The 22,753-nt window shown below is 39.9% G+C and carries 22 protein-coding genes, 1 tRNA gene and 1 pseudogene; 11 read left to right on the top strand and 13 right to left on the bottom strand.

The genetic code is table 11. The features are described 5' to 3' along the window. Positions 1–130: 130 nt before the first annotated feature. Positions 131–1,048, bottom strand: a complete 918-nt coding sequence (gene sxtR / locus ACYU0V_RS01125; protein ID WP_372542945.1) for a multidrug efflux pump transcriptional activator SxtR — start codon at positions 1,046–1,048, stop codon at positions 131–133. Between the two features lie 139 nt (positions 1,049–1,187). Here sxtR and sxtP point away from each other — a divergent pair, with 139 nt between their 5' ends. Next, a complete protein-coding gene (gene sxtP / locus ACYU0V_RS01120) occupies positions 1,188–2,432 on the top strand; it encodes a multidrug efflux MFS transporter SxtP (protein WP_461848741.1) in 1,245 nt (414 codons plus the stop codon). Positions 2,433–2,556: 124 nt separating this feature from the next. Next, positions 2,557–2,632 (top strand) — tRNA-Thr (locus tag ACYU0V_RS01115). 3 nt (positions 2,633–2,635) lie between these two features. Here the strand turns inward: ACYU0V_RS01115 and ACYU0V_RS01110 are convergent. Next, positions 2,636–2,767: pseudogene (locus tag ACYU0V_RS01110) on the bottom strand (hypothetical protein); the annotation flags it as partial. Positions 2,768–2,942: 175 nt separating this feature from the next. On the opposite strand from ACYU0V_RS01110, the gene ACYU0V_RS01105 reads away from it, so the two are divergent. Further along, positions 2,943–3,326, top strand: a complete 384-nt coding sequence (locus tag ACYU0V_RS01105; protein ID WP_078219830.1) for a hypothetical protein — start codon at positions 2,943–2,945, stop codon at positions 3,324–3,326. A 536-nt stretch (positions 3,327–3,862) separates the two neighbouring features. Here ACYU0V_RS01105 and ACYU0V_RS01100 read toward each other — a convergent pair. The 4 genes from ACYU0V_RS01100 to ACYU0V_RS01085 all read right to left on the bottom strand — a co-directional run bounded on the left by ACYU0V_RS01100 (position 3,863) and on the right by ACYU0V_RS01085 (position 7,736). After that, positions 3,863–4,285 carry a GFA family protein gene (locus ACYU0V_RS01100; protein WP_005066916.1) on the bottom strand — a complete coding sequence of 141 codons (423 nt, stop codon included), beginning with the start codon at positions 4,283–4,285 and terminating at the stop codon, positions 3,863–3,865. Between the two features lie 8 nt (positions 4,286–4,293). Then, on the bottom strand, positions 4,294–5,121 hold the full coding sequence (locus tag ACYU0V_RS01095) for an SAM-dependent methyltransferase (protein ID WP_461848739.1): 828 nt from the start codon (positions 5,119–5,121) through the stop codon (positions 4,294–4,296). 4 nt (positions 5,122–5,125) lie between these two features. Then, entirely contained in the window at positions 5,126–6,424 is a 1,299-nt protein-coding gene (locus tag ACYU0V_RS01090) for an FAD-dependent oxidoreductase (RefSeq protein ID WP_050501297.1), read from the bottom strand. Positions 6,425–6,863: 439 nt separating this feature from the next. Beyond that, the gene (locus tag ACYU0V_RS01085) at positions 6,864–7,736 is read right to left on the bottom strand and encodes a pirin family protein (protein WP_068564491.1); all 873 of its coding nucleotides are present in this window, start codon (positions 7,734–7,736) and stop codon (positions 6,864–6,866) included. 277 nt (positions 7,737–8,013) lie between these two features. Here ACYU0V_RS01085 and ycaC point away from each other — a divergent pair, with 277 nt between their 5' ends. Then, positions 8,014–8,640 (top strand): isochorismate family cysteine hydrolase YcaC, encoded by a 627-nt coding sequence (ycaC, locus tag ACYU0V_RS01080; protein ID WP_002052204.1) that lies wholly within the window; start codon positions 8,014–8,016, stop codon positions 8,638–8,640. Positions 8,641–8,660: 20 nt separating this feature from the next. Then, on the top strand, positions 8,661–9,635 hold the full coding sequence (locus ACYU0V_RS01075; protein ID WP_461848736.1) for a LysR substrate-binding domain-containing protein: 975 nt from the start codon (positions 8,661–8,663) through the stop codon (positions 9,633–9,635). A 104-nt stretch (positions 9,636–9,739) separates the two neighbouring features. Here the strand turns inward: ACYU0V_RS01075 and ACYU0V_RS01070 are convergent, their stop codons facing one another. Both ACYU0V_RS01070 and gabT read right to left on the bottom strand, forming a co-directional pair. Beyond that, entirely contained in the window at positions 9,740–11,188 is a 1,449-nt protein-coding gene (locus ACYU0V_RS01070) for an NAD-dependent succinate-semialdehyde dehydrogenase (protein WP_033849014.1), read from the bottom strand. Further along, a complete protein-coding gene (gene gabT, locus ACYU0V_RS01065) occupies positions 11,185–12,477 on the bottom strand; it encodes a 4-aminobutyrate--2-oxoglutarate transaminase (RefSeq protein WP_032004962.1) in 1,293 nt (430 codons plus the stop codon). Before gabT ends, ACYU0V_RS01070 begins: the two co-directional genes overlap by 4 nt. Before the next feature lie 156 nt (positions 12,478–12,633). Here gabT and pdxR point away from each other — a divergent pair, with 156 nt between their 5' ends. Beyond that, on the top strand, positions 12,634–14,133 hold the full coding sequence (gene pdxR / locus ACYU0V_RS01060; protein ID WP_461848734.1) for a MocR-like pyridoxine biosynthesis transcription factor PdxR: 1,500 nt from the start codon (positions 12,634–12,636) through the stop codon (positions 14,131–14,133). Between the two features lie 63 nt (positions 14,134–14,196). Here pdxR and ACYU0V_RS01055 read toward each other — a convergent pair whose 3' ends face one another. Continuing rightward, complete coding sequence (locus tag ACYU0V_RS01055; RefSeq protein WP_032062500.1) at positions 14,197–15,639, bottom strand: amino acid permease; 1,443 nt, start codon at positions 15,637–15,639, stop codon at positions 14,197–14,199. Between the two features lie 571 nt (positions 15,640–16,210). Between ACYU0V_RS01055 and ACYU0V_RS01050 the strand changes: the two genes are divergently transcribed. The 3 genes from ACYU0V_RS01050 to ACYU0V_RS01040 all read left to right on the top strand — a co-directional run bounded on the left by ACYU0V_RS01050 (position 16,211) and on the right by ACYU0V_RS01040 (position 17,790). Then, complete coding sequence (locus tag ACYU0V_RS01050) at positions 16,211–16,663, top strand: hypothetical protein (RefSeq protein WP_063097717.1); 453 nt, start codon at positions 16,211–16,213, stop codon at positions 16,661–16,663. 4 nt (positions 16,664–16,667) lie between these two features. Further along, on the top strand, positions 16,668–17,075 hold the full coding sequence (locus ACYU0V_RS01045; protein ID WP_068564495.1) for an EVE domain-containing protein: 408 nt from the start codon (positions 16,668–16,670) through the stop codon (positions 17,073–17,075). Positions 17,076–17,346: 271 nt separating this feature from the next. Then, a complete protein-coding gene (locus ACYU0V_RS01040; RefSeq protein ID WP_068564497.1) occupies positions 17,347–17,790 on the top strand; it encodes a MarR family winged helix-turn-helix transcriptional regulator in 444 nt (147 codons plus the stop codon). 54 nt (positions 17,791–17,844) lie between these two features. On the opposite strand, the gene ACYU0V_RS01035 is transcribed toward ACYU0V_RS01040, so the two are convergent. Then, complete coding sequence (locus ACYU0V_RS01035) at positions 17,845–18,393, bottom strand: helix-turn-helix domain-containing protein (RefSeq protein ID WP_002117406.1); 549 nt, start codon at positions 18,391–18,393, stop codon at positions 17,845–17,847. Positions 18,394–18,461: 68 nt separating this feature from the next. Between ACYU0V_RS01035 and ACYU0V_RS01030 the strand changes: the two genes are divergently transcribed. Together ACYU0V_RS01030 and ACYU0V_RS01025 are read left to right on the top strand one after the other, a co-directional pair. After that, positions 18,462–19,157, top strand: coding sequence for an AzlC family ABC transporter permease (locus ACYU0V_RS01030; RefSeq protein WP_005804464.1), 696 nt, complete (start codon positions 18,462–18,464; stop codon positions 19,155–19,157). Then, the gene (locus tag ACYU0V_RS01025; protein ID WP_461848732.1) at positions 19,154–19,477 is read left to right on the top strand and encodes an AzlD domain-containing protein; all 324 of its coding nucleotides are present in this window, start codon (positions 19,154–19,156) and stop codon (positions 19,475–19,477) included. The genes ACYU0V_RS01030 and ACYU0V_RS01025 overlap by 4 nt, the downstream gene beginning before the upstream one ends. Positions 19,478–19,517: 40 nt before the next feature. Here ACYU0V_RS01025 and ssb read toward each other — a convergent pair whose 3' ends face one another. The 3 genes from ssb to ACYU0V_RS01010 form a co-directional block, all read right to left on the bottom strand. After that, positions 19,518–20,105, bottom strand: coding sequence for a single-stranded DNA-binding protein (ssb, locus tag ACYU0V_RS01020; protein WP_068564499.1), 588 nt, complete (start codon positions 20,103–20,105; stop codon positions 19,518–19,520). Positions 20,106–20,156: 51 nt separating this feature from the next. Continuing rightward, complete coding sequence (locus ACYU0V_RS01015; RefSeq protein WP_005078603.1) at positions 20,157–21,521, bottom strand: MFS transporter; 1,365 nt, start codon at positions 21,519–21,521, stop codon at positions 20,157–20,159. Positions 21,522–21,667: 146 nt separating this feature from the next. After that, positions 21,668–22,750, bottom strand: a complete 1,083-nt coding sequence (locus tag ACYU0V_RS01010; RefSeq protein ID WP_108009816.1) for a DUF475 domain-containing protein — start codon at positions 22,748–22,750, stop codon at positions 21,668–21,670. Between the last annotated feature and the right edge of the window lie 3 nt (positions 22,751–22,753).

Raw genomic sequence — 22,753 nt, 5'->3', positions numbered from 1 at the left:
TAGCACGAGAGAACTAAATAAATTTATAGCTTAAAAGCACAAATAGATTTTTCTATTTGTGCTTTTTCAATGGTTTGTAAAACTAGGATTTCCGTATTTCTAAAATATATAAAACGATCAATACTTCTCTTTAAATCTCCAGTTGCCGATTATCAAAATGACAAGCGACTTGCACCACACTGGCAAAGTTAATCGCCATTTGTGAAGGGGCATGTTTCTTATAAGCAAGCCCTAACCCCACCGTAGGTATAGGTGCTTTCAAAGAGCGATATGCCACACCCTGTATTTGCAATTGTTTGGTCGACTCAGGAACCAAAGACACCCCCAAATTTGCAGACACTAACGATAAAATCGACACAATTTGCGGAGCATTTTGTCCAATTTTCGGTTCAAAGCCACGCTCATGGCAGGCCTGTTTAATCGCATCAAAAAGCCCTGCACTAATGGATGGTGGCGAGACAATAAAATCAAGCTCTCGTAGTGCCGTTAAATTAATTTCTTGCGTTGAATCATCTAGACTCAAAGACTCAGAAGGTAAAGCGGCAATGAGTGGCTCTGCTAATAATTCTTGGAGAATTAAACTATCTGGAATATTTCGTGGTGAACGAATAATCGCAACATCTAAGCGGTCTTCGAGCAATAAATCGATGAGAAGTAAGGTGTTGGCTTCTTCAAGTTTTAAATTTACTTTCGGGTATTGCTGCTGGAAATAGCGAACACATTTAGGAATGAGAGGGTTCAGCATTGAAGTGCCTGTAAAGCCTAATCGCAATTGGCCCACTTCGCCATTTGCCACTTGTTTAACTAAGCTCGCTGCATCTTCTACACGCTGCTGTACTGGCTGAATTGCATTTAAAAAGGCAAGCCCCGCTTCGGTCAGCTCTACCCCATGAGGTGATCGAATAAATAAATCTGCACCTAGCTCTTCTTCTAAGTCTCGTATTTGCATGCTTAAAGGCGGCTGGCTCATGTTTAAGCGTTGCGCAGCTTTGGTAAAGTTTTTTTCTTCTGCTACCGCTAAAAAGTAGCGTATATGCCTGAGTTCCATCGCTATATATAAAACATATCATGACCTATTATTAAATATATTAGAAAAATACCACTCAAATTGCTAATTTTAATTTATCGAATTTTCTCGATGCAGCACGCCTTCAAGCACTGCTCTTTCTTTCTGTCATGGTCATGATATGAGTTCTTCATCTACACCCAGTACCTTAAACACTGAGGCAACTTCTGTTCTTTCCCGTGAGTGGATTCACAAAGGGACTAAAGCCTATAAACACGCAGGATTTGCTTTATTCCTCGTAGGTTTTGCTAGTTTCTCTCTGATTTATTGTGTACAGCCACTCCTGCCCGCATTTAGCCAAAGCTTCCAGATTAGCCCTGCGAGTAGCTCTTTAGCACTGTCATTAACAACTGCTTTTTTAGCGATTTCGATTGTACTATCAAGCGCCTTTTCACAAGCCCTTGGCCGCCGCGGTGTAATCTTTACATCAATGCTGTGTGCAGCAATTTTAAATATTGTCTCAATGTTTACCCCTAACTGGCACAGTTTGCTGATGGCACGTGCGTTAGAAGGTTTATTGCTTGGTGGTGTACCCGCAGTGACAATGGCTTGGATTGCCGAAGAAATTGCACCTGAACACTTGGGTAAAACCATGGGGTTGTATATTGCAGGGACAGCTTTTGGCGGCATGATGGGCCGTGTCGGTATGGGTATTTTGGTTGAATATTTTTCTTGGCGAACTGCTTTAGGCTTACTTGGAGCAATCTGTTTTATTTGCTCAATTGCCTTTTTAAAACTACTGCCTGCTTCGCGTAATTTTGTGCAGAAAAAAGGGCTAAATTTAGATTTTCACATGCAAATGTGGCGTGCTCATTTAAGCAATACTAAATTATTACGCCTGTTCGCCATTGGGTTCTTGCTCACTAGTGTGTTTGTGACCTTGTTTAACTATGCCACTTTCCGTTTAAGTGGAGCGCCTTATTCACTCAGTCAGACGCAAATTAGCCTTATTTTCTTGTCGTATAGCTTTGGCATGGTGTCTTCATCGTTGGCAGGTAGCTTAGCGGATCGCTTTGGCAAAAAAACCATGATGATGAGTGGCTTTGCCTTAATGATTGTGGGTAGTCTCATGACCCTACTCAGCTCGCTTTTTGGCATTATTATTGGTATTGCATTTATTACTACAGGTTTCTTTATTACCCACTCACTCACCAGTAGTTCTGTTGGAGCTGAAAGCAAACAAGCTAAAGCACATGCTAGTTCGCTCTACTTACTTTTTTACTATATGGGTTCAAGTATTGTCGGTTCGGCAGGTGGTTGGTTCTGGTTGCACGGTGGTTGGAATGCGATTGTTGGCTTAACCGTTGTACTGTCATTACTTGGGATATTTTTAGTAATTTATACAAAACACGCGAAAGCGCATTAATGCGTTGAAACCCTAACTTTTTCAGGCTAAACCCTATGAGAATTTAAAAATGATATGAAAAAATTTAAATGCTCATTTTTTGGCTTGTAATTTTTTTAAGAAACTGTAAAATTCACTCCACATTGCCGGCATAGCTCAGTTGGTAGAGCAACTGACTTGTAATCAGTAGGTCCACAGTTCGAATCCGTGTGCCGGCACCATCATTAAACCTCATAAATATTTGATTTATGGGGTTTTTTGTTGTCTGTGGTTTTAGGCATAGTATATTCATACTGTTTTAAATAAAGGTATTTATCTAAAATTTTATTATAAACTCGAGCTTCAAAATTTTTTTTCTAAAAGCAATTTATTCTTTTAACAGAAAAATCTACGTTCTTAATTTATAAAAAAATATAATTTTAAAATAAGAAATATGAAAAAGATAAGATTATAATGCGCCACCAAATAAGGTCATATAAATAAGACCTATTTTATAAACTTTAATTCATTAAGATACCAATACGGAAAAGTATGAAACTTCGTTTTATTTTACCTGCTTTATTTCTAGCATTCCCTTTAACAACATATGCTCAAGAAACTACATCTCAACCTCAAATTCAAACCACTACAAACCCACCCATTTGCTTAATTGAAGGTAATCCTTCAGCAGAGCACTATAAATCTATTAAACGTATTAAAGCCGCAAAAGGAACCTATGGTGGCTTTGAAGAAGTAAAACCTAAATTAGCTAACGTTGCCCGTAAGTATGGTGCAGATGTGGTGATTAATTATCACCAAAGCCAAAGATTTGGTTTCTGGCCTTGGCGTATTGTTCGCCCAGTACTCACAGGTACTGCTGTGAAATGGAATACACCATTTAACTGTGCTGCCTTAGGCGGTAAAGAAATTCGTTAATAAGAAATGAAAAAAGCCCAACATCCTGTTGGGCTTTTTTCGTATTTCGTTACTAGGTACACTTCCTGTAATACCTCACGTCCTGATGCTTAAACTTATTATTGTTGTTTTACGTTTCGGAACTTCCTATTCCTGATGAGTTCATCATAGGCAATTTATCACGTCATAAAAAGACGCCAATTTCCCGAATATATGTACGAAAAAGCGTACATGATTCTTTTAAATTTAAAACTTGATTTATCTATCATGGAAATAAAAATATGAATTTATAAACAAGTTCTGTTCGTCAATTAAATAAGAAAACGATATAATGAGTTTATTACTTTATTTCTAAAATAAATTTAAAAACAACAATGAACGAGATGTTTACTTTACCATCAAATATTTTTCAGCCCTTAGTGCTCATACTCGCATGCCTTATTTTCATTGTAAGTAAAATGCCGCAGCTAAAATATAGAAAAACTATATTATTTTTAGCTATTGGTAGCCTTACTTTAATGATTGTTTTAGGAATATTTGGCTTTTTTAATTAAGCTTTATTTCTTGCTCTTCTCTATCATTTTTTCAAAGTGTTTAAGGTTTGGGTTCAACGTATCCCATGCATAGGCTTGGCTCACAAACACCTCTGCTCTAGGCTGATAGAGACTCGGGTCATCAAGCGTACCTGCACGTATTGAAATCATTTCAGGCGCAATTTCAGGTAAGCCAAAAAGCTGAGAACCACACGTCGGGCAAAACGCTCTTTTAATAGCTCGGCCAGAAGATCCCAAAGTCTCAAAATATTTCAGCTCACCACTTACTTTCAATTCAGATTGGTGAAAAAAAGCGATTGGTGCATATGCTGAACCTGTGGCCTTTTGGCAATCTCGGCAATGGCAATTAAAGCTATAACGTGGCTCCGCTTCACTTTGGTAGCTCACAGCTCCACATAAACACGATCCTTGATATTTGGCTGACATGGCTCATCCTATTTTTTTATTGCTGTGATTTGAATATAACGTACATATCCATTTTGGTAGAGTTGTTGGCATAACTTTGCAGTCATTTGAATTTTAAAATTTGCCAATCCTCGGCTTTGTTTTTGTCCTTGTTGATTTTGAATATATTGCGAAAAACCGAGTAATACATGCTCTGATAAATCTTCAATTTGAATATCGACAAAACCTTGTTGTTCCAAGGTAGCTCTGAGCATTTTTTCATTTGGCACACTATCCCAAGCGACATTTGCTGCTTTGAGTAAATAACGATGCTTTTGTTCTTGTAAAATGGTCATGTTTTGACATGAATCGGCACGCATTAGGTAGTGAAAACCTAATCGTCCTTTTGAATTTAAAACTAGAGCGATGGAATCTAGAAATGAATTTAAATGACTGTGATAAGCCGCATCAATACACATCACCACATCGAAGTATTGTTTAAATTCAAATTGTTTTAAATTTAAAAATGAACCACAGAAAATCTGGCTTATTTCGGGTGTAAGCTTTTGAATTTTATGAACACATTGGGTTTGCAATTCAACTGCACTGAGGCTTTTAGGCTGATAATGCTGTAACCAGTGTAACAAACTTGCACCCTGTCCGCAGCCTAAATCTAAGAGATGATCTTTTGAATTTAAATTGATAGCTTGTGCCAAATGGTCAGCCAATTGGCGACAAGCTTCACGGTAGTTTTGGGTATTTTTCCAAAAACCCAAATTTGTCCAAGCAAGCTCTTGATCATCCCCTAAGCTTGATGCATCAATTGCATATTTATGAGGGATGAATCGAGAGAGAGCTGCTCGAACTTTTGTTTTCACAATTTTAGTAGCCGAGTTCTGGGGCAACTTCCACCTTAGGTTTTAAGCCTACAAATGGTAAAGGTGCACCTAAAATTTCAGCAATATGCATGGCAGAAGTAACTGCTGACTCTAAAATTGGCAAGCCATCACACGACCATGAACCACAGTAGAATACTTTACGGCTTGGGTCTAAATGGCGTTGTTGCAATTCTTTGTTTAAAGCAACCGTTTGTGAGTCTACAACCGCACGCGTTAAAGTCACTTTTGAAATAACTTTTTTAGGGTCAATATCAACCACTGGACGCCAAGTTTGGAATACAGGATTTTTACCCACGAGTGTTGGCTCAACCGCATTCATCCAAACTGTAAATTGCTGACGCGTAAACTTACGGTCCATCATGTAGCTCAGCACTGACCAGTCCTTACGGCGTGGTGGCATAACGGTCGCATCGGTATGAATGACAAGATCGCCTTGCTCAAAGCGGAATTGCTTAAGCAGGTTCATATCTTCTGCAAATTGTTCAGGATTTAAAAACTCATCGATTTTAGAGGTTGGCGTTGCAACAATTACTCGATCAAATAAGTTCTGTTCGCCTTGGCTGTTTTCAACCAGTACTTTTTCGCCTTGTAATTCAACTTTTTTAATTGCTGATCCGCTATGGATATCGATGCCTTTAATCAAGCTATCTACAAATGCAGGTGTGCCACCTTTCATGCGCAATAACATGTCGCCATCAGTTAAGTGACGTAAAAACTCAAGTAAGTTTTTTGCAGGCCAATCGCCAATTGTTTTTGGATTACACGTACAAATTGTATAGAGCACTGGCATAACCACACCGTGCCAGAATACTTCTTCAATATCGTTCTGATTAATAAATTCAGCGAGGGTAATATCTTGATTTTTAGATTTGAAAAACTGGTGAATCGCAGTTTTTAGTTGCAACATCCCTTTCACAAGACGCCAGCCATATTGCTGAATGCCTTTACGGTTATTAATAATCGGGAAATTACCAATACGGCTACGAGATGTCGTTAACCATGTTTCCGTACGATCTTCGAATAACCAGCTACATGACATATAAGTACGAACTGGGAAGGTTTTAATGCCTAAATGAGCAGCAAGGCTGAGTGTATTCTTCCACAGATGTGGATTCATCACACGTAGCGGTGCATCAATAATTCCACCATCGAACTCAATGCTATGGCTATCCATTCCCCGGCCAGGAAGTGCTTCAAATATCGTGATCGTATGCCCTGCATCTTTCAGAATTCTTGCTGCCGCAAGCCCTGCCATTCCACTGCCAATAATTGCGATATTCAAAATGATGTCCCATTTTTCGAGAATTTTTTTGATTATCACTCATACCCCCAAAAAACACCGTATTAAAAACTACCAGATTTTTATTTTTTGCATCAATTTATATAGAAAAAATTTAACAGATCCGCCCAAAAGTTTTTCATAAAATTTTACAAAAGAGGATGAGTGTATAAAAATCTATATTTTTTAAAAATTTAAAAAAAATCTTTTAAATAAAATAAGATAATTTAACTATATTTATATCATTTGTTTTACAACTATCTTTTTTTAAGATATCATTAGCCCATAATAATGAGAAGCAAATCACACAAAACAATGCCGAGAGAATAATGAAAACCATCATAAAAATAGAATCTTTACAGCGAAAAAGCCCGCTATTCACACTTGATAGCGGGCTTTTTATTACTTTGCTTTAATAGCCAATTAAGCACAATTAAACAATTTAACCTTCTTGCATGAGTGAACCGAATTTTCCACGATTAAAATCATTAATCGCTTCCATAATCTCGGCTTTGGTATTCATGACGAATGGTCCATAACCTTCGATTGGTTCATTGAGTGGTTGGCCAGTCAACACTAAAAATTTAGTGTCTTCTTCTGCATTTAAACTAAACTCAACGCCCTCACGAGACAAAATCGCAACGGTTTTACCTTCAAGACGATTTGCATCATTAACCACAACCGCACCATCTAATATCACAACAAGCGTGGTGTGACCTTCAGGTACATAGAGGGTATGTTTTTGGCCTTTAACCAATTTACCATCCCATACATTTAATGGACTAAATGTAGTTGCAGCACCTTTTGCATCTGCATATTCACCTGCAATAACCCGCAAATGACTACCTTCTTCGTCTAGTGCAATGTCTGGAATATCTTTAGCTTCAATCGCTTGGTATTTTCCAGGCGTCATTTTTGAATGAGCAGGTAAATTTACCCACAATTGCACCATTTCAAAAAGACCACCATGCTCAGCAAATTCAGGAGAATGGAACTCTTCATGCAACACGCCTGCACCCGCAGTCATCCACTGTACATCACCAGTTTTAATGGTTCCGCCGCCGCCACTTGAGTCTTTATGGGTCACCTCACCTTGGTAAGCGATGGTCACTGTTTCAAAGCCACGATGAGGATGCGAACCTACGCCTTGCTGTTCAGTCGTTGGCGAGAATGTGTAAGGCGCTGCATAATCGAGTAGCAAAAATGGGCTTAAGGTTTGGCCTAAACGGTCATAAGAGAATAGGTTATATACAGGGAAACCATCACCCACCCAATGCATGTGGTTATTTTGATATGCACCAAGAAATTTCTTCATCTGATCTCTCCTATATATGTAGGATTTTCTTGAACTGGTATTGATTTTACGCCTCAATAATTGCAGTTTATAGATCAGGATTAGCAACACATTATTTCATCTATGAGACAATCTAAGAATTTAATGTGCTCTTTTTAAGATCGTCCTATTTTTAAAATTCTTAATCCTATTTTTTAGACTTAATCACGACATAAAACTCAACTAGCATAATTTTAGGCAATAACGACCTACTCAATAATTTTTGATTATTTATTTTGATAACATGAGGACATAAAAAATGGCTCAAGATTACGTGCGTTTAGACAAGGATAATGCTGCGGTTCTTTTGGTTGACCATCAAGCAGGTTTACTTTCTTTAGTTCGAGATATCGATCCGGATAAATTTAAAAACAATGTATTAGCACTTGCAGATGCTGCTAAATATTTTAATTTACCAACTATTCTTACCACTAGTTTTGAAAACGGTCCAAATGGTCCTTTAGTTCCAGAATTAAAAGAACTTTTCCCAGATGCACCATTTATTCCACGTCCTGGTCAAATCAATGCATGGGACAATGAAGACTTCGTAAAAGCTGTCAAAGCGACAGGTAAAAAACAACTGATTATTGCAGGGGTAGTGACTGAGGTTTGTGTGGCATTCCCAGCTTTATCTGCACTCGCTGAAGGCTTTGAAGTGTTTGTGATTACCGATGCTTCTGGTACTTTCAATGAATTAACACGTGATGCTGCTTGGGACCGTATGTCAAAAGCAGGTGCTCAGCTTATGACGTGGTTTGGTATGGCGTGTGAGTTACACCGCGACTGGCGTAATGATGTGGAAGGTTTAGGTGCGTTGTTCTCAAATCATATCCCTGATTACCGCAACCTGATGACAAGCTATAGCTTTAATACCTCACAAAAATAAGTTCTATTGCCAAGATTAGAGTGCTTAAGCGCTCTAATCTTAAAGTTAAATGGATTGATCGGACATTGATAAGCTCTTTTGATGATTTTTATTATTTCTATTTGGTCGTAAAACACGGCGGCTTTAGTGCGGCCAGTGATGCTGAAAATATTAGTAAATCTAAGCTCAGCCGACGCATTATTGACCTTGAAAATAAATTTAATGTCAGCCTGATTCAAAGAACAACACGTCATTTTAAGGTGACCGATTTAGGTCAAGAATTTTACGAGGAATGCTGCAAAGTTATTACTCAAGTTGAATGTGCAGAAAACGTGTTATTAAAGCAAAAAAGTGAGCCTCAAGGTTTGGTAAAAGTAAGTTGCCCACCTCTGATGATGCATTTTCAAATTAGAAAAATTTTAAATCAGTTTTTAAAAACCTACCCCAAAGTTGAAATAGCACTCGAGCTAACCAGCCGTCGAGTCGATATCTTGCATGATGACATCGACCTTGCGATTCGGACCAATTTCGAACCCAATGAGGACTCAAATTTAATTGTTCGGGATGTAATTAAAACCGATCACTGCCTAGTGGCTTCGCCTGAATTACTGCAAGGTCGCATCATTGAACATTATTCTGAATTACAAGATTTCCCAAGTATTAGCTTAGGTACGCAAAAGCAAAATCCTATTTGGCATTTATGCAATATTCGTAACGGCGAATCGGTTGATGTGCCTTATCAACCACGAATCAAAAGTAATGATTTGGCAGGCGTTTACTATGCCGTGATGGATGGTTTAGGCATTGCCGACCTTCCTTTTTTAACCGTCGAATCTGAAATTCGTAAAGGTACGCTTATCCATATTCTTCCTGACTGGAAGTCGAATATTGGTACGCTGCAATTGGTTTATGTTTCGAGAAAAGGCCAACGTCTTGTGGTTGAAAAACTCATTGAAACGCTGATTGATGAACTCAGGCGTTTGCCTGAAAGTCGTGATGGCTATCTATCGACTTAAAATAAAAAACCGGTCATGAATGGGCATGACCGGTTTTTTGTGAAACATCACATACAGCATAACTGTATGTTTTCGTTCAGAACAAAGCGAACTCGCTTTATTCCTTACTCAGATAAGTCTACGCAGAGGTATTTCATTTCGACATATTCTTCGATGCCGAATTTTGAACCTTCACGGCCTAGACCTGATTGTTTTACGCCACCAAACGGAGCAACTTCATTTGAAATCGCGCCCGTGTTAATGCCGACCATACCATATTCGAGTGCTTCACCTACTCGCCATTGACGAGCTGTGCTTTGCGTAAACAAATAAGCAGCTAAACCAAACTCGGTATCGTTCGCCATTGCCACTGCTTCATCTTCAGTTTTAAAGCGGAATAGTGGTGCAAGCGGACCAAAAGTTTCTTCTTTAGACACTTTCATGTCTTGCGTTACGCCTGTTAACACAGTCGGTTCAAAGAATGTACCGCCAAGTGCCGAACGCTGACCACCAATACGAACTGTCGCGCCTTTCTCAGTTGCATCTGCAATATGAGACTGAACTTTTGCAATCGCATCTTCATCAATTAAAGGCCCTTGAGTTGAACCTTCTTGACGGCCATCGCCAACTTTAAGCTTAGACACAGCTTCAACCAAACGCTCTGCCAATGCATCGTAAATACCGTCTTGAACATAAATACGGTTAGCACATACACAAGTTTGACCGCTGTTACGATATTTACTTGCCATGATGCCCTGAACTGCTTGCTCAAGATTAGCGTCGTCAAATACCACAACTGGTGCATTACCACCGAGTTCAAGTGAAAGCTTTTTAATGGTCGGCGCACATTGTTGCATCAAGATACGGCCAACTTGAGTTGAACCTGTGAAGCTTAACTTACGAACAATATCGCTTTCGCATAGGGTTTTACCCACTTCAACCGCATCACCACTAATGTTAATTAAAACATCAGCTGGTAAGCCTGCCTGTAAAGCCAATACTTCAAGTGCATAGGCGGTTAACGGCGTTTGTTCTGCTGGTTTAACCAACATTGAACAACCCGCAGCAATGGCTGGACCTGCTTTACGCGTAATCATGGCAGCAGGGAAGTTCCACGGCGTAATGGCAGCAGTAACTCCAATCGCTTGTTTAATCACGAGCAGACGTTGGTTTGGCAAGGTTGGCGTCAACACTTCACCATCAATACGGCGAGCTTGCTCGGCAAACCATCGTATAAAAGATGCTGCATAACCAATTTCACCACGTGCTTCTGCTAATGGCTTACCTTGCTCAGCTGTTAAGATTTGAGCCAGATTTTCTTTGTGCTCAAGCATGAGGTTGTACCATGCCAATAGCACATCAGCACGAGCCAAGGCAGTTTGCTTTTTCCAAGCAGCCTGCGCTTTTGCTGAACGGTTAATTGCGGCTTCAACTCCTGCACGGTCATAGGTTTTTACCCATGCCAAAGTTTCACCTGTAGCAGCATCATTAACTTCGATATAGTCATTTGATGCAGGCGCTTCTAATGAAATATCAGGATGTTTTAATAAATACTGCAAAGTATTTTGAATCATGCAGATTGCTCCATTGCTTTTGCACTACCTGCTTTTAGAGTTGCAAAACCTTGTTTCAAGATATCAAGGCCTTGACGGAATTGTTCAGCAGGAATGGTTAATGGATATAAGAAACGAATTACATTACCGTATTTACCACAAGTAAGAAGTAACAACCCGTTTTCCATTGCATAGTTTTGTACAACTTTTGCTTGTTCAGCTGTTTCAAGCTCTACCGCAACCATTGAACCTAATGCACGAATATCAGTTACGACATCGCCTGTTGCTTGTTGAATATCTTTAAGTGCGACAACTAACTCTGCACCTAATTCATTTGCACGGTCGCATAAGTTTTCTTCTTCAATCGCATCAATCACTGCGTGCGCAGCAGCAACTGCAATCGGGCTACCTGCGTAAGTACCACCTAATCCACCTGGGTTAGGCGCATCCATCACTTCTGCACGGCCAACAACACCTGAAATAGGGAAACCACCGCCCAAGCTTTTCGCCATCGTGATGAGGTCTGCTTTAGTCTCGTAATAGTTCATTGCAAATAATTTACCAGTACGAGCAAAACCTGATTGCACTTCGTCAGCAACCAATAAAATACCGTGCTTGTCACAAATTGAACGTAAACGTTTTAAGAACTCAGCTGGCACAACATTGAAACCGCCTTCACCTTGTACTGGCTCAAGCACAATTGCCGCAACATCATGTGGTGCAATATCTTCACTGAAAATATCTTCAACGCTTTCAATTGCCGCGTCTACTGAAATACCTTTAGCAGGCACTGGGTAACGTGCATGGAAAACACCCGCTGGCATTACGCCGAAATCACGTTTGTAAGGAGCCGTTTTACCTGTCATTGCCATCGTCATAAATGAACGACCGTGGAAACCGTTACCAAAAGTGATAATGCCGTGACGACCTGTGTAAGAACGAGCAATCTTCACCGCATTTTCAACTGCTTCTGCACCTGTAGTGAAAAAAGCAGACTTTGCAGGACCAGCAATTGGCGCGCGTTCATTAATACGCTCAGCTAAAGCGACATAGCTTTCATATGGTGTTACTTGATAGGCAGTATGCGTAAATTTAGTAAGTTGTTCAGTCACCGCTGCAATCACTTTAGGGTGGCGATGGCCTGTATTTAAAACCGCGATACCACCAGCAAAGTCGATAAATTGGTTGCCTTCCTTGTCCCAAAGCGTAGCATTTTCAGCTTTTTCCGCATACCACTGGCACATCACGCCTACACCACGTGGAGTTGCTTGCTGTTTACGTGCGTTAAGTGCAGAATGTTGATTATCCATTTGATTCCCTCATATTTTCATCATCAGTTGCAGCTTTGGTTTCTTGCATCCTGTGCTTAATTTTCAGGGTGCTTTACAACGACTGCCTATGCATGTAATTTCGCTCGTCTGATGCCAACTGACGAGAGCCACTTTTTAACTGTAGGAGAGAGCCAATTGCGTAGTTTACTTGGAGATCATTTGCTGCAACGACTCCAACAGGACACTGAAGGGAAACTACATCAACGCCTTTTCCGTTGCCTGCGTGGTGCTATCATTGATGGAGTCATCCAGCCCAAGACTCGTCTACCTGCATCACGCGACTTAGCCAGCGAAATTCATGTTTCGAGAAATACAGTGCTCACTGCCTATGAACAGCTACAAGCGGAAGGTTATTTAGAGGCTCGTACAGGCCATGGCACATGGGTTGCCGAAAAATTACCAGAGAGTTTTTTAAATACACAAAACAAGAAAAAAGTGGTTTCTAGCCCGAAAGCTCAAAGCTCCTATGCACTATCGCAGCGTGGTTCCAACTTATTAGGCTATGCAGCAGCGTCGCCACACCAATGGGGCGCTTTTGTGCCGGGAGCACCGGATGTGACCGAGTTCCCACATCATATTTTTAGTCGTATTCAAGCACGCTTAAGCCGCGAACCCGACATTAACCGCCTGATTTATAGCAATGCAGGTGGATGTATAGAGCTTCGAAGTGCGTTGGCAGATTACTTGCGTGTTGCACGTTCAGTCCAGTGCGATGCGGACCAGATTATTATTACCGAAGGCATTCACCAAGCTATTGATTTAGTCTCGCGTGCGCTCAGTGATATGGGGGATAAAATCTGGATTGAAGATCCTGCTTATTGGGGAATGCGTAATACGTTACGAATTAATGGCCTTGATATTCAACCAATGCCTGTCGATGCTGAAGGCATTATTCCTGAGGAAAATCCGGCAAAGCCACCAAAACTCATTTTTGTCACGCCTTCACACCAATATCCGCTTGGCTCTCATTTAAGCCTCAACCGCCGACGTAAACTGATTGAGATTGCACGTCAGCACAATAGCTGGATTGTAGAAGATGATTATGACAGTGAGTTCCGTTTCTCGGGTCAGCCTTACCCCTCTTTACAAGGTTTAGAAAATGATGCGCCTGTGCTGTACATGGGCACGTTTAGTAAAACCATTTATCCATCCTTAAGAATTGGCTATCTAGTGGTGCCTAAGCCGTTATTTTCACCATTACGTATTGTTGCAGCCGAGCTTTATCGTGGTGGGCACTTGCTTGAGCAAAAAGCCCTAGCTGAATTTATTCGTGAAGGCCATTATGAAGCGCATATTCGCCGTATGCGCCTGCTCTATGGTAAACGCCGTGACTACTTGGTGAGCTTAATTCAACGCTACCTTGGTCCCGAATTTATTCATGAATATGATGAAGCGGCAGGATTGCATCTGGTTTTAAAACTACCAAACGCTTGCGATGATGTCGCGATTGCGGCGACTGCACTTGAACGTGGTGTCAAAGTTCGTCCTCTTTCGCAGTATTACATGCAGTCGCATGCACATGCCGAACGTGGACTGCTCATGGGCTTTGCCTGTGTAAATGAAAAAGATATGGTGATGGCTTTTGGTGTCTTGCTTCAATGCTTACGTGAAGCAGGTGTACCCACATTGAATTAACTGTTTTCTTATAAGACAAATAAAAAAGAGCCTGTTTGTAAGGCTCTTTTTTATTTAAAAAATTTAAACTAACTTTTCTTCATGGCTATGAGTTAAATGAGTCGCTCTACGCTCTTTACCCCAACCCAGTTTTTCAGACAACAATCCGAAGAACACAATAATGCCGAACAGAGCTGTGGTGTAAATCACTTCTTTAAAATAGGTGCCTTCAATCAACATGGTAAGAATTGCACCAATAATTGCAAAAATCACCACGTAAGTTAGATAAGGGAACATCCACATTTTAAAGTCAATTTTCACGCCTTCAGCTTCTAACTTTTTACGCATACGAAGCTGAGAATAAGCAATAGTCAGGTAAACATACAGTGTTGCCGCGCCTGTTGTTAACATGAAAAAGTCATAAACATTCATACTCTCGGTTGCAGTTAAAACTACCGCAATCACAGAGAAGAAGCATGACACAATCACGCCTACCCATGGACTGCTTTTACTGTTTACAGAACCAAAACTTTTCGGTGCATCACCACGTTTAGCCAAAGAGAACAACATACGTGAACACGTATAAAGAGCTGAGTTAAAGCAGCTACATACCGAGGTTAGAACCACAAAGTTTACGATATGGCGCGCCCCTGGAATACCAAGTGCAGACAGAGTCACGCTATAGGTTCCCCAAGTTGAATCTTTCAAAAGTTCATTGTTGTGAGGAATCAAACATACTGCAACAAACATAGAGCCTACGTAGAATAAAATAATTCGCCAAACCACCGAGTTCGATGCTTTACGAATTTCTTTCGATGGATTTGCCGACTCTGCTGCCGCTACCGTAACAATTTCAGCACCAATGTAGGCAAACATGACCCCAAGCAAGGCTGTAATAACGGATGAGCCGCCATTTGGCATAAAGCCTTGAGAGGTTAAATTACTCATACCAGAAGCAGCCGGATTACCCCAAGGCCACAAGTGCATGATGGCTAAACTACCAATCACAAGGAAAATAACAATCGCAATGACTTTGATGAGGGCGAACCAAAACTCAAATTCACCATAGTTTTTCACGTTTTGTAAATTAACAACAACCAGTGCGCCAATCACCACGACCATATAGACCCAGATCGGTATAAACGGGAACCAATTGTTTAGAATTTTTCCTGCCACATAGGCTTCCCACCCCATGAGCATGGCCAGAGTACACCAGTACAACCAGCCAATTGAGAAACCTGCCCAACGGCCAATCGCACGGTCAGCATAAGTTGAAAAAGAGCCACTATCAGGGTTTAAAACGGCCATCTCGCCTAACATACGCATGATGAACCAAACGAGTAGACCACCTAAAGCGTAAGTTAAGAAAACTACAGGTCCGGTATTGTAAATAATACTGCCTGAGCCCACGAATAGAGAACCACCAATAACCCCTGCAATCGAGATCATGGTCAGGTGGCGTGATTTGAGTCCATGTTTTAAACTTTGGGAGTGATTGGCTTCAGAACCATTTTGATGAGCTGCCATATCATTTTCCTTAATATATGGAGGATATCGGCTAGTCTCGGAAATCCTCCGAAGCCAAAAAATATCCCCTAAAAATTTAGCCGTTCTGCCCAATTCCTAAAACAGTAAATTCACTGAGCTTATCCGGCGCTTCCGTATGCATACTTCCAATAGCTTTAATTTGTCGTTTCGGCACTCAAGAAACGAGAGCCATTTTTGTAATAAAAGAGAGAGCCAATTGCAAAATTTATACGCAAAATTGGTCTAGATTCTTTTCATGAATTTAATATTTCTATAAATAATTTACATAAAAATTGAATCAGATTTCCAAATATGAAATATCGATGTGTTTGGTTAGAAGTTATAAAAGTACCTTAAATTTATAAAAAATAACTTATAGGTAATCGAATAAGAATAAAACATCAAAATTTTAAAATTGCAATTAGTAAAATAATAGTATATTATTTTACTATTAAAGTTTTATTTAAATGTGACTGGTGATATCAACTCATTCCGAGCTAAATCTGTCATTCAATAACAACTGATTATTCTTTAATAAAACTATTATTAACTTATATAAAAGGCAAAATTAATGAACAATAAACTTAAAACGTTAACATTTAGCTATAGTATTAAGATTCCAAAAGAGTCCTTTCCACTTATCTGGAAGCACTGGAATGATATTGCCAACTGGAGCAACTGGGATAAAGGATTACTAGAAACCCAATCCGATGGAAACAAAATAAAACTCGGAAAAAATATTAATATTCTTCCCTACGGAGCACCAGATTTAATTTCCGCCTATGTAACCTCATTTATTGATGGACAGCATTTTACAACAACTAGTTATACGCCCATAGGTGCTATGTCTATTGGACATTCACTTATCGAAAAAGGTGCAGCCTGTCCAGATGATAGGGTTGAACATACTCTCTGTATTCAGCCTCATGATTATGAGTTTTTTAAAGATAAAATTTGGGAAAACTTAAAGCAGAACATTGTTCAAAGTGTTAATAACCTCGTTGAAATCACAAAAAAGAGTTGAGCCTATGAAATCCTGGATTGCTGTGATTTCTTATGAGCATGCGTTAATCGCTTCAAAGTTAAATATCCTTCAAGTCTGCCATGGCCGAAAGAGTCCGCTCATCGCGACTAATGCTGGTGATGAGGTATTTATATATTGTCCACGAACTGAAATGCGTGCTGGCAAAGAATTAAAGTTAATTGCCTTTAGATGTTCTTTTTTAAATAATGATATTTATCAGTTTGAACAAACTCCAGACTTTAAACCCTTCAGAAAAGATGTAATTTTTGATTTAGATTTTATACCTAAGCCCATCAAAGACATTAAAGGATTAGAACTTACAAGTAATCCAAACTGGGGAATACTTGCACGAAAAGGTTTTTTTGAAATAACTCAACACGATGCAAATTTAATTAAAAGCAGTAAATTATAGGTATGCTTGTTAAATTAAAGGCTGATCTGGACAAAATTATTCAAGGAATTTTAAATATCTAGAATAGAAATTTTCAGTCAGGATGTAATTAAGTGACTTTTTATTTCCTCCCGCTTCTTAGGAAGCGGTAAGATTAAAAAATGCTAATTATCAATAGAATTTGCAGTGATTTGATTCATTATAAAAATCATGCACTATTGTAAAATCAGCTATAATCGCTTTTGCTATAAGTCTTTAAAAATTATAAATTTACTTAATAGGTCCTATTAAAATGGTAAAGCTTGATATATTTACGCATACCTCTCCAGTGGAAAGTATAGGTTTCAGGTTTTGGCAAACATTTATTAAATGGCAAAGACAAATTGATATAGTTCTAGCCCCATTAGATTTGACTCAACCAAGCTTCAGCATACTGGCTCTTATTGGTTGGCAATTACAACAAAATATCTCTATTTCTAGTCAACATGTTCGGCAGAAAGTCATCGTTGATATGTCTGGTATGCCCAAAATGCAAGTTTCACTTATTTTACAACGCCTGAAAAAAAGTAAATTAATTACTATTTCACCTTATCCTTTAGATTTACGTGAACAACAAGTCCAACTGACCGATGAAGGGTTAGCTGTACTTCGAAAAGCAATTACTCTGGTTGAAGAAGTCGACAATAAAACATTATCCCAAGAAAACTTAGTTAGATTGATTGAAACAAATGAATAATAGATGTTTAAATTCATTAAAAGAAAAGACTTCACTTGAATGAATTTAAAGCTACTAGTTTTGTTCAGAAATTAATAATGCCTTTGTGCCTGTTTCTAAGGCTCTAAATATATGCTTTTGATCGGCTGGATAACAAATATAGTCTCCAACTCCAAGCTCAACAGCTTCATCAATTAAGCCCACTAAAGCTTTACCTTCAACCACAATAATATGCTCCACAGAGCCAACCGGATGCGGTTCTGAAAGACGGTCTTCGCCTGGCTCAACAATCAGTAAATACACATCTCGGCGCGCATGTGGCGGACAAGTCGCCAACAAAATCGCTTTGTAATTGGCAATCTCAGAACTCACTGTTGGCCCATCACCACAGCGAATGACTTGTACCTGATTACTCGGTTCTTCCATCAACCTTGCAAATGGAATATTGAGCGCCACACAAAGTGCCCATAAGGTTTCAATGCTAGGGTTTCCTTGCCCTGCCTCTAATTGAGAAAGTGTAGATTTGGCAACACCTGCACGACGAGCAACCTCTGCCAATGAAAGCCCTGCTCTTTGACGTTCACGCGTTAAACCTTTGGCAATAATTTCGATTGGCTGAGACATTCACCACATCCGTTCTATAAAAAAAACGATCGTTCGTTTTGACAAAACGATCAGACTTATTCATTATAATGGAAAATCGTTCGTTATATCATGCTATGTCCACATACTCTCTAATTAAAAAACTTAGTAAAGACACTACCCGCTCGATTTTCTTTGTATGTCTAGCGACGAGTGTCGTTGGTATGTCTTTAGGTTCACTCGCTGCAAGTTATGGCTTAGCGCTCTGGATCCCGCTTTGTCTATCCGTGTTTGTGCTCGCAGGAACTGCTGAATTTATTTTTATTGGTTTCTTGGCTGTAGGTGGTAGCCCAATTGCAGCTGCGATTGCAGGACTACTCGTCAATTTAAGACATCTACCTTTTGGTATTGCAGTCAATGAACTAATCCGTGGCAAATATTCTCGATATTTCGGGGCTCATATCATGAACGATGAAAGCGTTTTGTTTGGCATGGCACAGCCCGATTTCGAAACAAAAAAGGCTGCTTACTGGTTATGTGGTATTTGCATTATGCTGAGTTGGCCACTGGGTGTCACTGCGGGTTATTTCATTGGAAGTGCTATTCCAGACCCTAAAACATTTGGCTTAGATGCCATTTTCCCAGCGATTTTAATTGCACTTACTTTTAATGCTTTAAAGAATAAATCTACTCGAAAAGCTGCATTTGCCGGATCAACTTTAGCGCTGATCACCACACCTTTTTTGGCCTCAGGACTTCCAATTCTGATTTCACTTTTTGGCTTGATATTTGGTAGAAAGAAATGAGTCAACAATTACTAATTATTTTAGGTATAGGCTTGCTAACACTTGGAACGTATGGGATTCGCTTTGCTGGGTTTCACTTGGGTGCCAAGTTCTCTTTTTCTGAAAAATACCAAGTTTTACTCTCAAACGGTGCGACTGTTTTGCTCTGTGCGATTGCAGTGACGACAACATTTTTTGAAGGTCAACATTTCGCAGGTTTTGCACGTATTTTCGGTGTTGGCTTAGCACTGTTCTTAGTTTGGAAAAAAGTACCGCTGTTATTAGTGATTTGCTTGGCAGCTGCCGGCACGGCACTTATACGTTTGCTTGGAATTGAGTAATAAAAAAGGCGAGATAAACTCGCCTTTTTTGAAACTTTGATTAGAACGGTAAATCGTCGTCTAAATCAGCTGGTGCAGAAGCTGGTTGTTGCGGAGCTTTAGGCGCAAAACCACCCGCTTGAGGGTTGCTTCCACCATTACCGAAACCACCTTGGTTACCATAACCACCGCTGTTTTGGCCATAGCCGCTACCTTGGTTGTTATTATTTTGATAACCATTACCACCTTGTTGAGGTGCGTTAAAACGTGGTTGATTAAAATCATTACCGCCAGCGAAACCTTGTTCACCTTGTTGACGAGCATCTAACATTTGCATCTGGTCGCCACGAATTTCTGTAGTGTAACGCTCTTGGCCATTTTGGTCTGTCCACTGACGCGTACGTAGTGAACCTTCAATATAAACCTTAGAACCTTTACGCAAGAACTGCTGAGCAATTTCCCCTAAACGGTTATGCAAAACAATACGGTGCCATTCTGTTTGTTCTTTACGTTCACCGGTATTTTTATCAGTCCAAGCTTCACTTGTCGCGATTGAAAATTGGGTCAACGAGCCCCCATTTGGAAAAGTTTTTGTTTCAGGATCACGACCCAAAGTACCAACCAAAATAACCTTATTTACACCACGCATTAGCTGTCTTCATCCTATACATTTCTATGTTTTACTTTATAAGAGTTATGCTTAAATGGCTACCTCTTTACCGAACAACTGCGTTAAATCACGTCGCGCAGCATCATCTAGAGACTGTTTATCGACTTTAATATAAGCAACTTGCTGGTCAGGCATCACCACAACTTCTTCGATACCACGAATTGCCAATAGCTGTGTGGTCCACTCATTCACCTGTTGCACTTGCGGCAATGGCAACACAATCGATGACAAATACCGCGGCTGAGCTAAACCAAAACTAATTAGCAACCATATTATAGCAATCCCTGCTAAGACACTCCATCCAATCGCAGTATTATGTAACATCAATAATTGACCACCTAGTGTGCCACCAAAAAAAGCGCCTAAAAACTGACTACTGGCATTTACGCCCATAGCCGTTGCTTTTGACTGGATTGGAGCAGATTTTGACAGCCAAGAAGGCAATAAAGCCTCCATCACATTAAATGCAATAAAGAAAATTCCTAAGCCAGCGAGTAATACATATTTTGATTGATAACCAAATATGAGCAGCAGCAAACCTGCAATAATCCCTGTAATTGCTGTTAAGAAAATCCCGCGCATTTTGCGATATTTTTCAGCAATGATGATGCTTGGAAATGCAAAGAACAGGCTAATGACTAACAGCGGCAAATACACCAAACCATGGCTCGCCAAAGGAATATGCGCAAACTCGATGAGCTGTGAAGGCACATAAATAAACATGGCTGTCAGCAATAAATGCAATGCAAAAACCGAAACGTGTAAACGGTTTAAATCACCCATTTGAATGACTTGCTTAAGCTGTGCCATGTAGCCTTGCTGATAATTACGATGATGGCGAGTGACTTTAGGCACAAGCAATAACATCGCAATCGCAATTAAGCCCATAATGGTTGTCACAAAGAATAAGCCAGAAATACCGACAAGGCTTGTGAGCCAAGGCCCAAGGCTAAACGCCACTACAAAAGACAGACCAATACTCATGCCCATGGCAGCCATGGCTTTAGTACGCTGCTCTTCACGCGTCACATCGGCTAAAAGCGCCATCACGACTGCTGAAACTGCACCAGCACCAGCGATAGCACGGCCAATAATTACGCCATAAATGGTGTCAGATAAACCAGCAATTGCACCACCAATCGCAAACAGTAATAGACCAAATACTACAAGCGGTTTACGGCTAAAACGGTCTGCCAGTAAGCTAAATGGAATTTGCAAAATTGCCTGACTTAAGCCGTAGACACCTACAGCCAAACCAATGAGTGCTGGAGTCGCATATTGATATGACTGCCCAACTACAGAAAAGACAGGAATAATCATGAACAAGCCCAACATGCGTAGTGCAAAAATACTACTTAAGGCAAAAGTTGAGCGACGTTCCAAAGCATTCATCATATCAATACACGTTATCAAACTAGGTAAATTATAAGCCGATTCGTTTCTAAAAATACGGAACACCTTATTTAAAATAACGATTTGGGCTTAAAAAAATAAAGAGGCATTTAGCCTCTTTATTCTATCGAACTTTACTGAAAATTAGCTTAAGGCGACTGTTGCTCGCGCTTTGAATATTGAATTGAAGCAATAACAGCCCAAACAATAAACGCTACACCAATTAAACCAGTAACAACTTCAGGTACATGTACGCCTGTACCACTTGCAATCATAATGAATGCTAAAGCACCAATCGCATAATGCGCACCATGTTCTAAGAACACATAAGCGTCTAGCGTGCCTTTTTCTACAAGGTAAACTGTCATTGAACGGACAAAAATAGCACCGATTGCAAGACCCAGCATAATCACAACAACGTCGCTAGTAATTGCAAAAGCACCGATCACACCGTCAAAACTGAATGATGCATCTAATACTTCAAGATATAAGAAACCCCCTAAACCGGCTTTTACAACACCTGAAGCAGCCCCTGATCCATCTTGTAATACAGCATTACCATTTTCATCAATTTCAGGCTCACCACCTAACAAATGACTTAATACTTCAACGCCAATATAAACCACAATGCCCCAAATACCAGCCATGGTGACTGCTAAACGTTGGTGGTCATCTACATAACCTGCCATCACAATGAGAGCAATCAAAGCAATAAACACAGACATTGCTGGTACGCTTGCTAAACTAGAAAGTTTAGTTTCAAGCCATCTAAACCAATGGGTTTCTTTTTCATCATCGAAGAAGAAGTTTAAGAACACCAATAATAAGAATGTTCCACCAAAAGCCGAAATTTCAGCGTGGTGTGCCATTAAACGTTCAGAATAAGTTTTCGGATCATTGAGTGCCAATTTAGCTACTTCAATAACACCCATATCTGCAGTCACTGCAACAATTACAACAGGGAAAACTAAACGCATACCAAAAACGGCGATTAAAATACCTACCGTTAAAAAGATCATTTTCCAGAACGGGTCCCAATTACGTAGAACCGATGCATTTACGACAGCGTTGTCAAAAGATAAAGAGACTTCCATTACAGCTAAAATGGCTGTAATGGTTAAAGCTTTAAGCATGGTAGACACGCCCGCTTCAGGTCCGTGGGTAAAACCCCAATACGCGGATAGTGCTAAACACACCACTGTAAAAAATATCGAAAATCGGAAATGCTTCATGGA

The organism is Acinetobacter sp. X9 (genome assembly GCF_054889255.1).
Note: the sequence above shows the minus strand (reverse complement) of the source record. Positions and strands in the feature narration are given on the sequence as shown.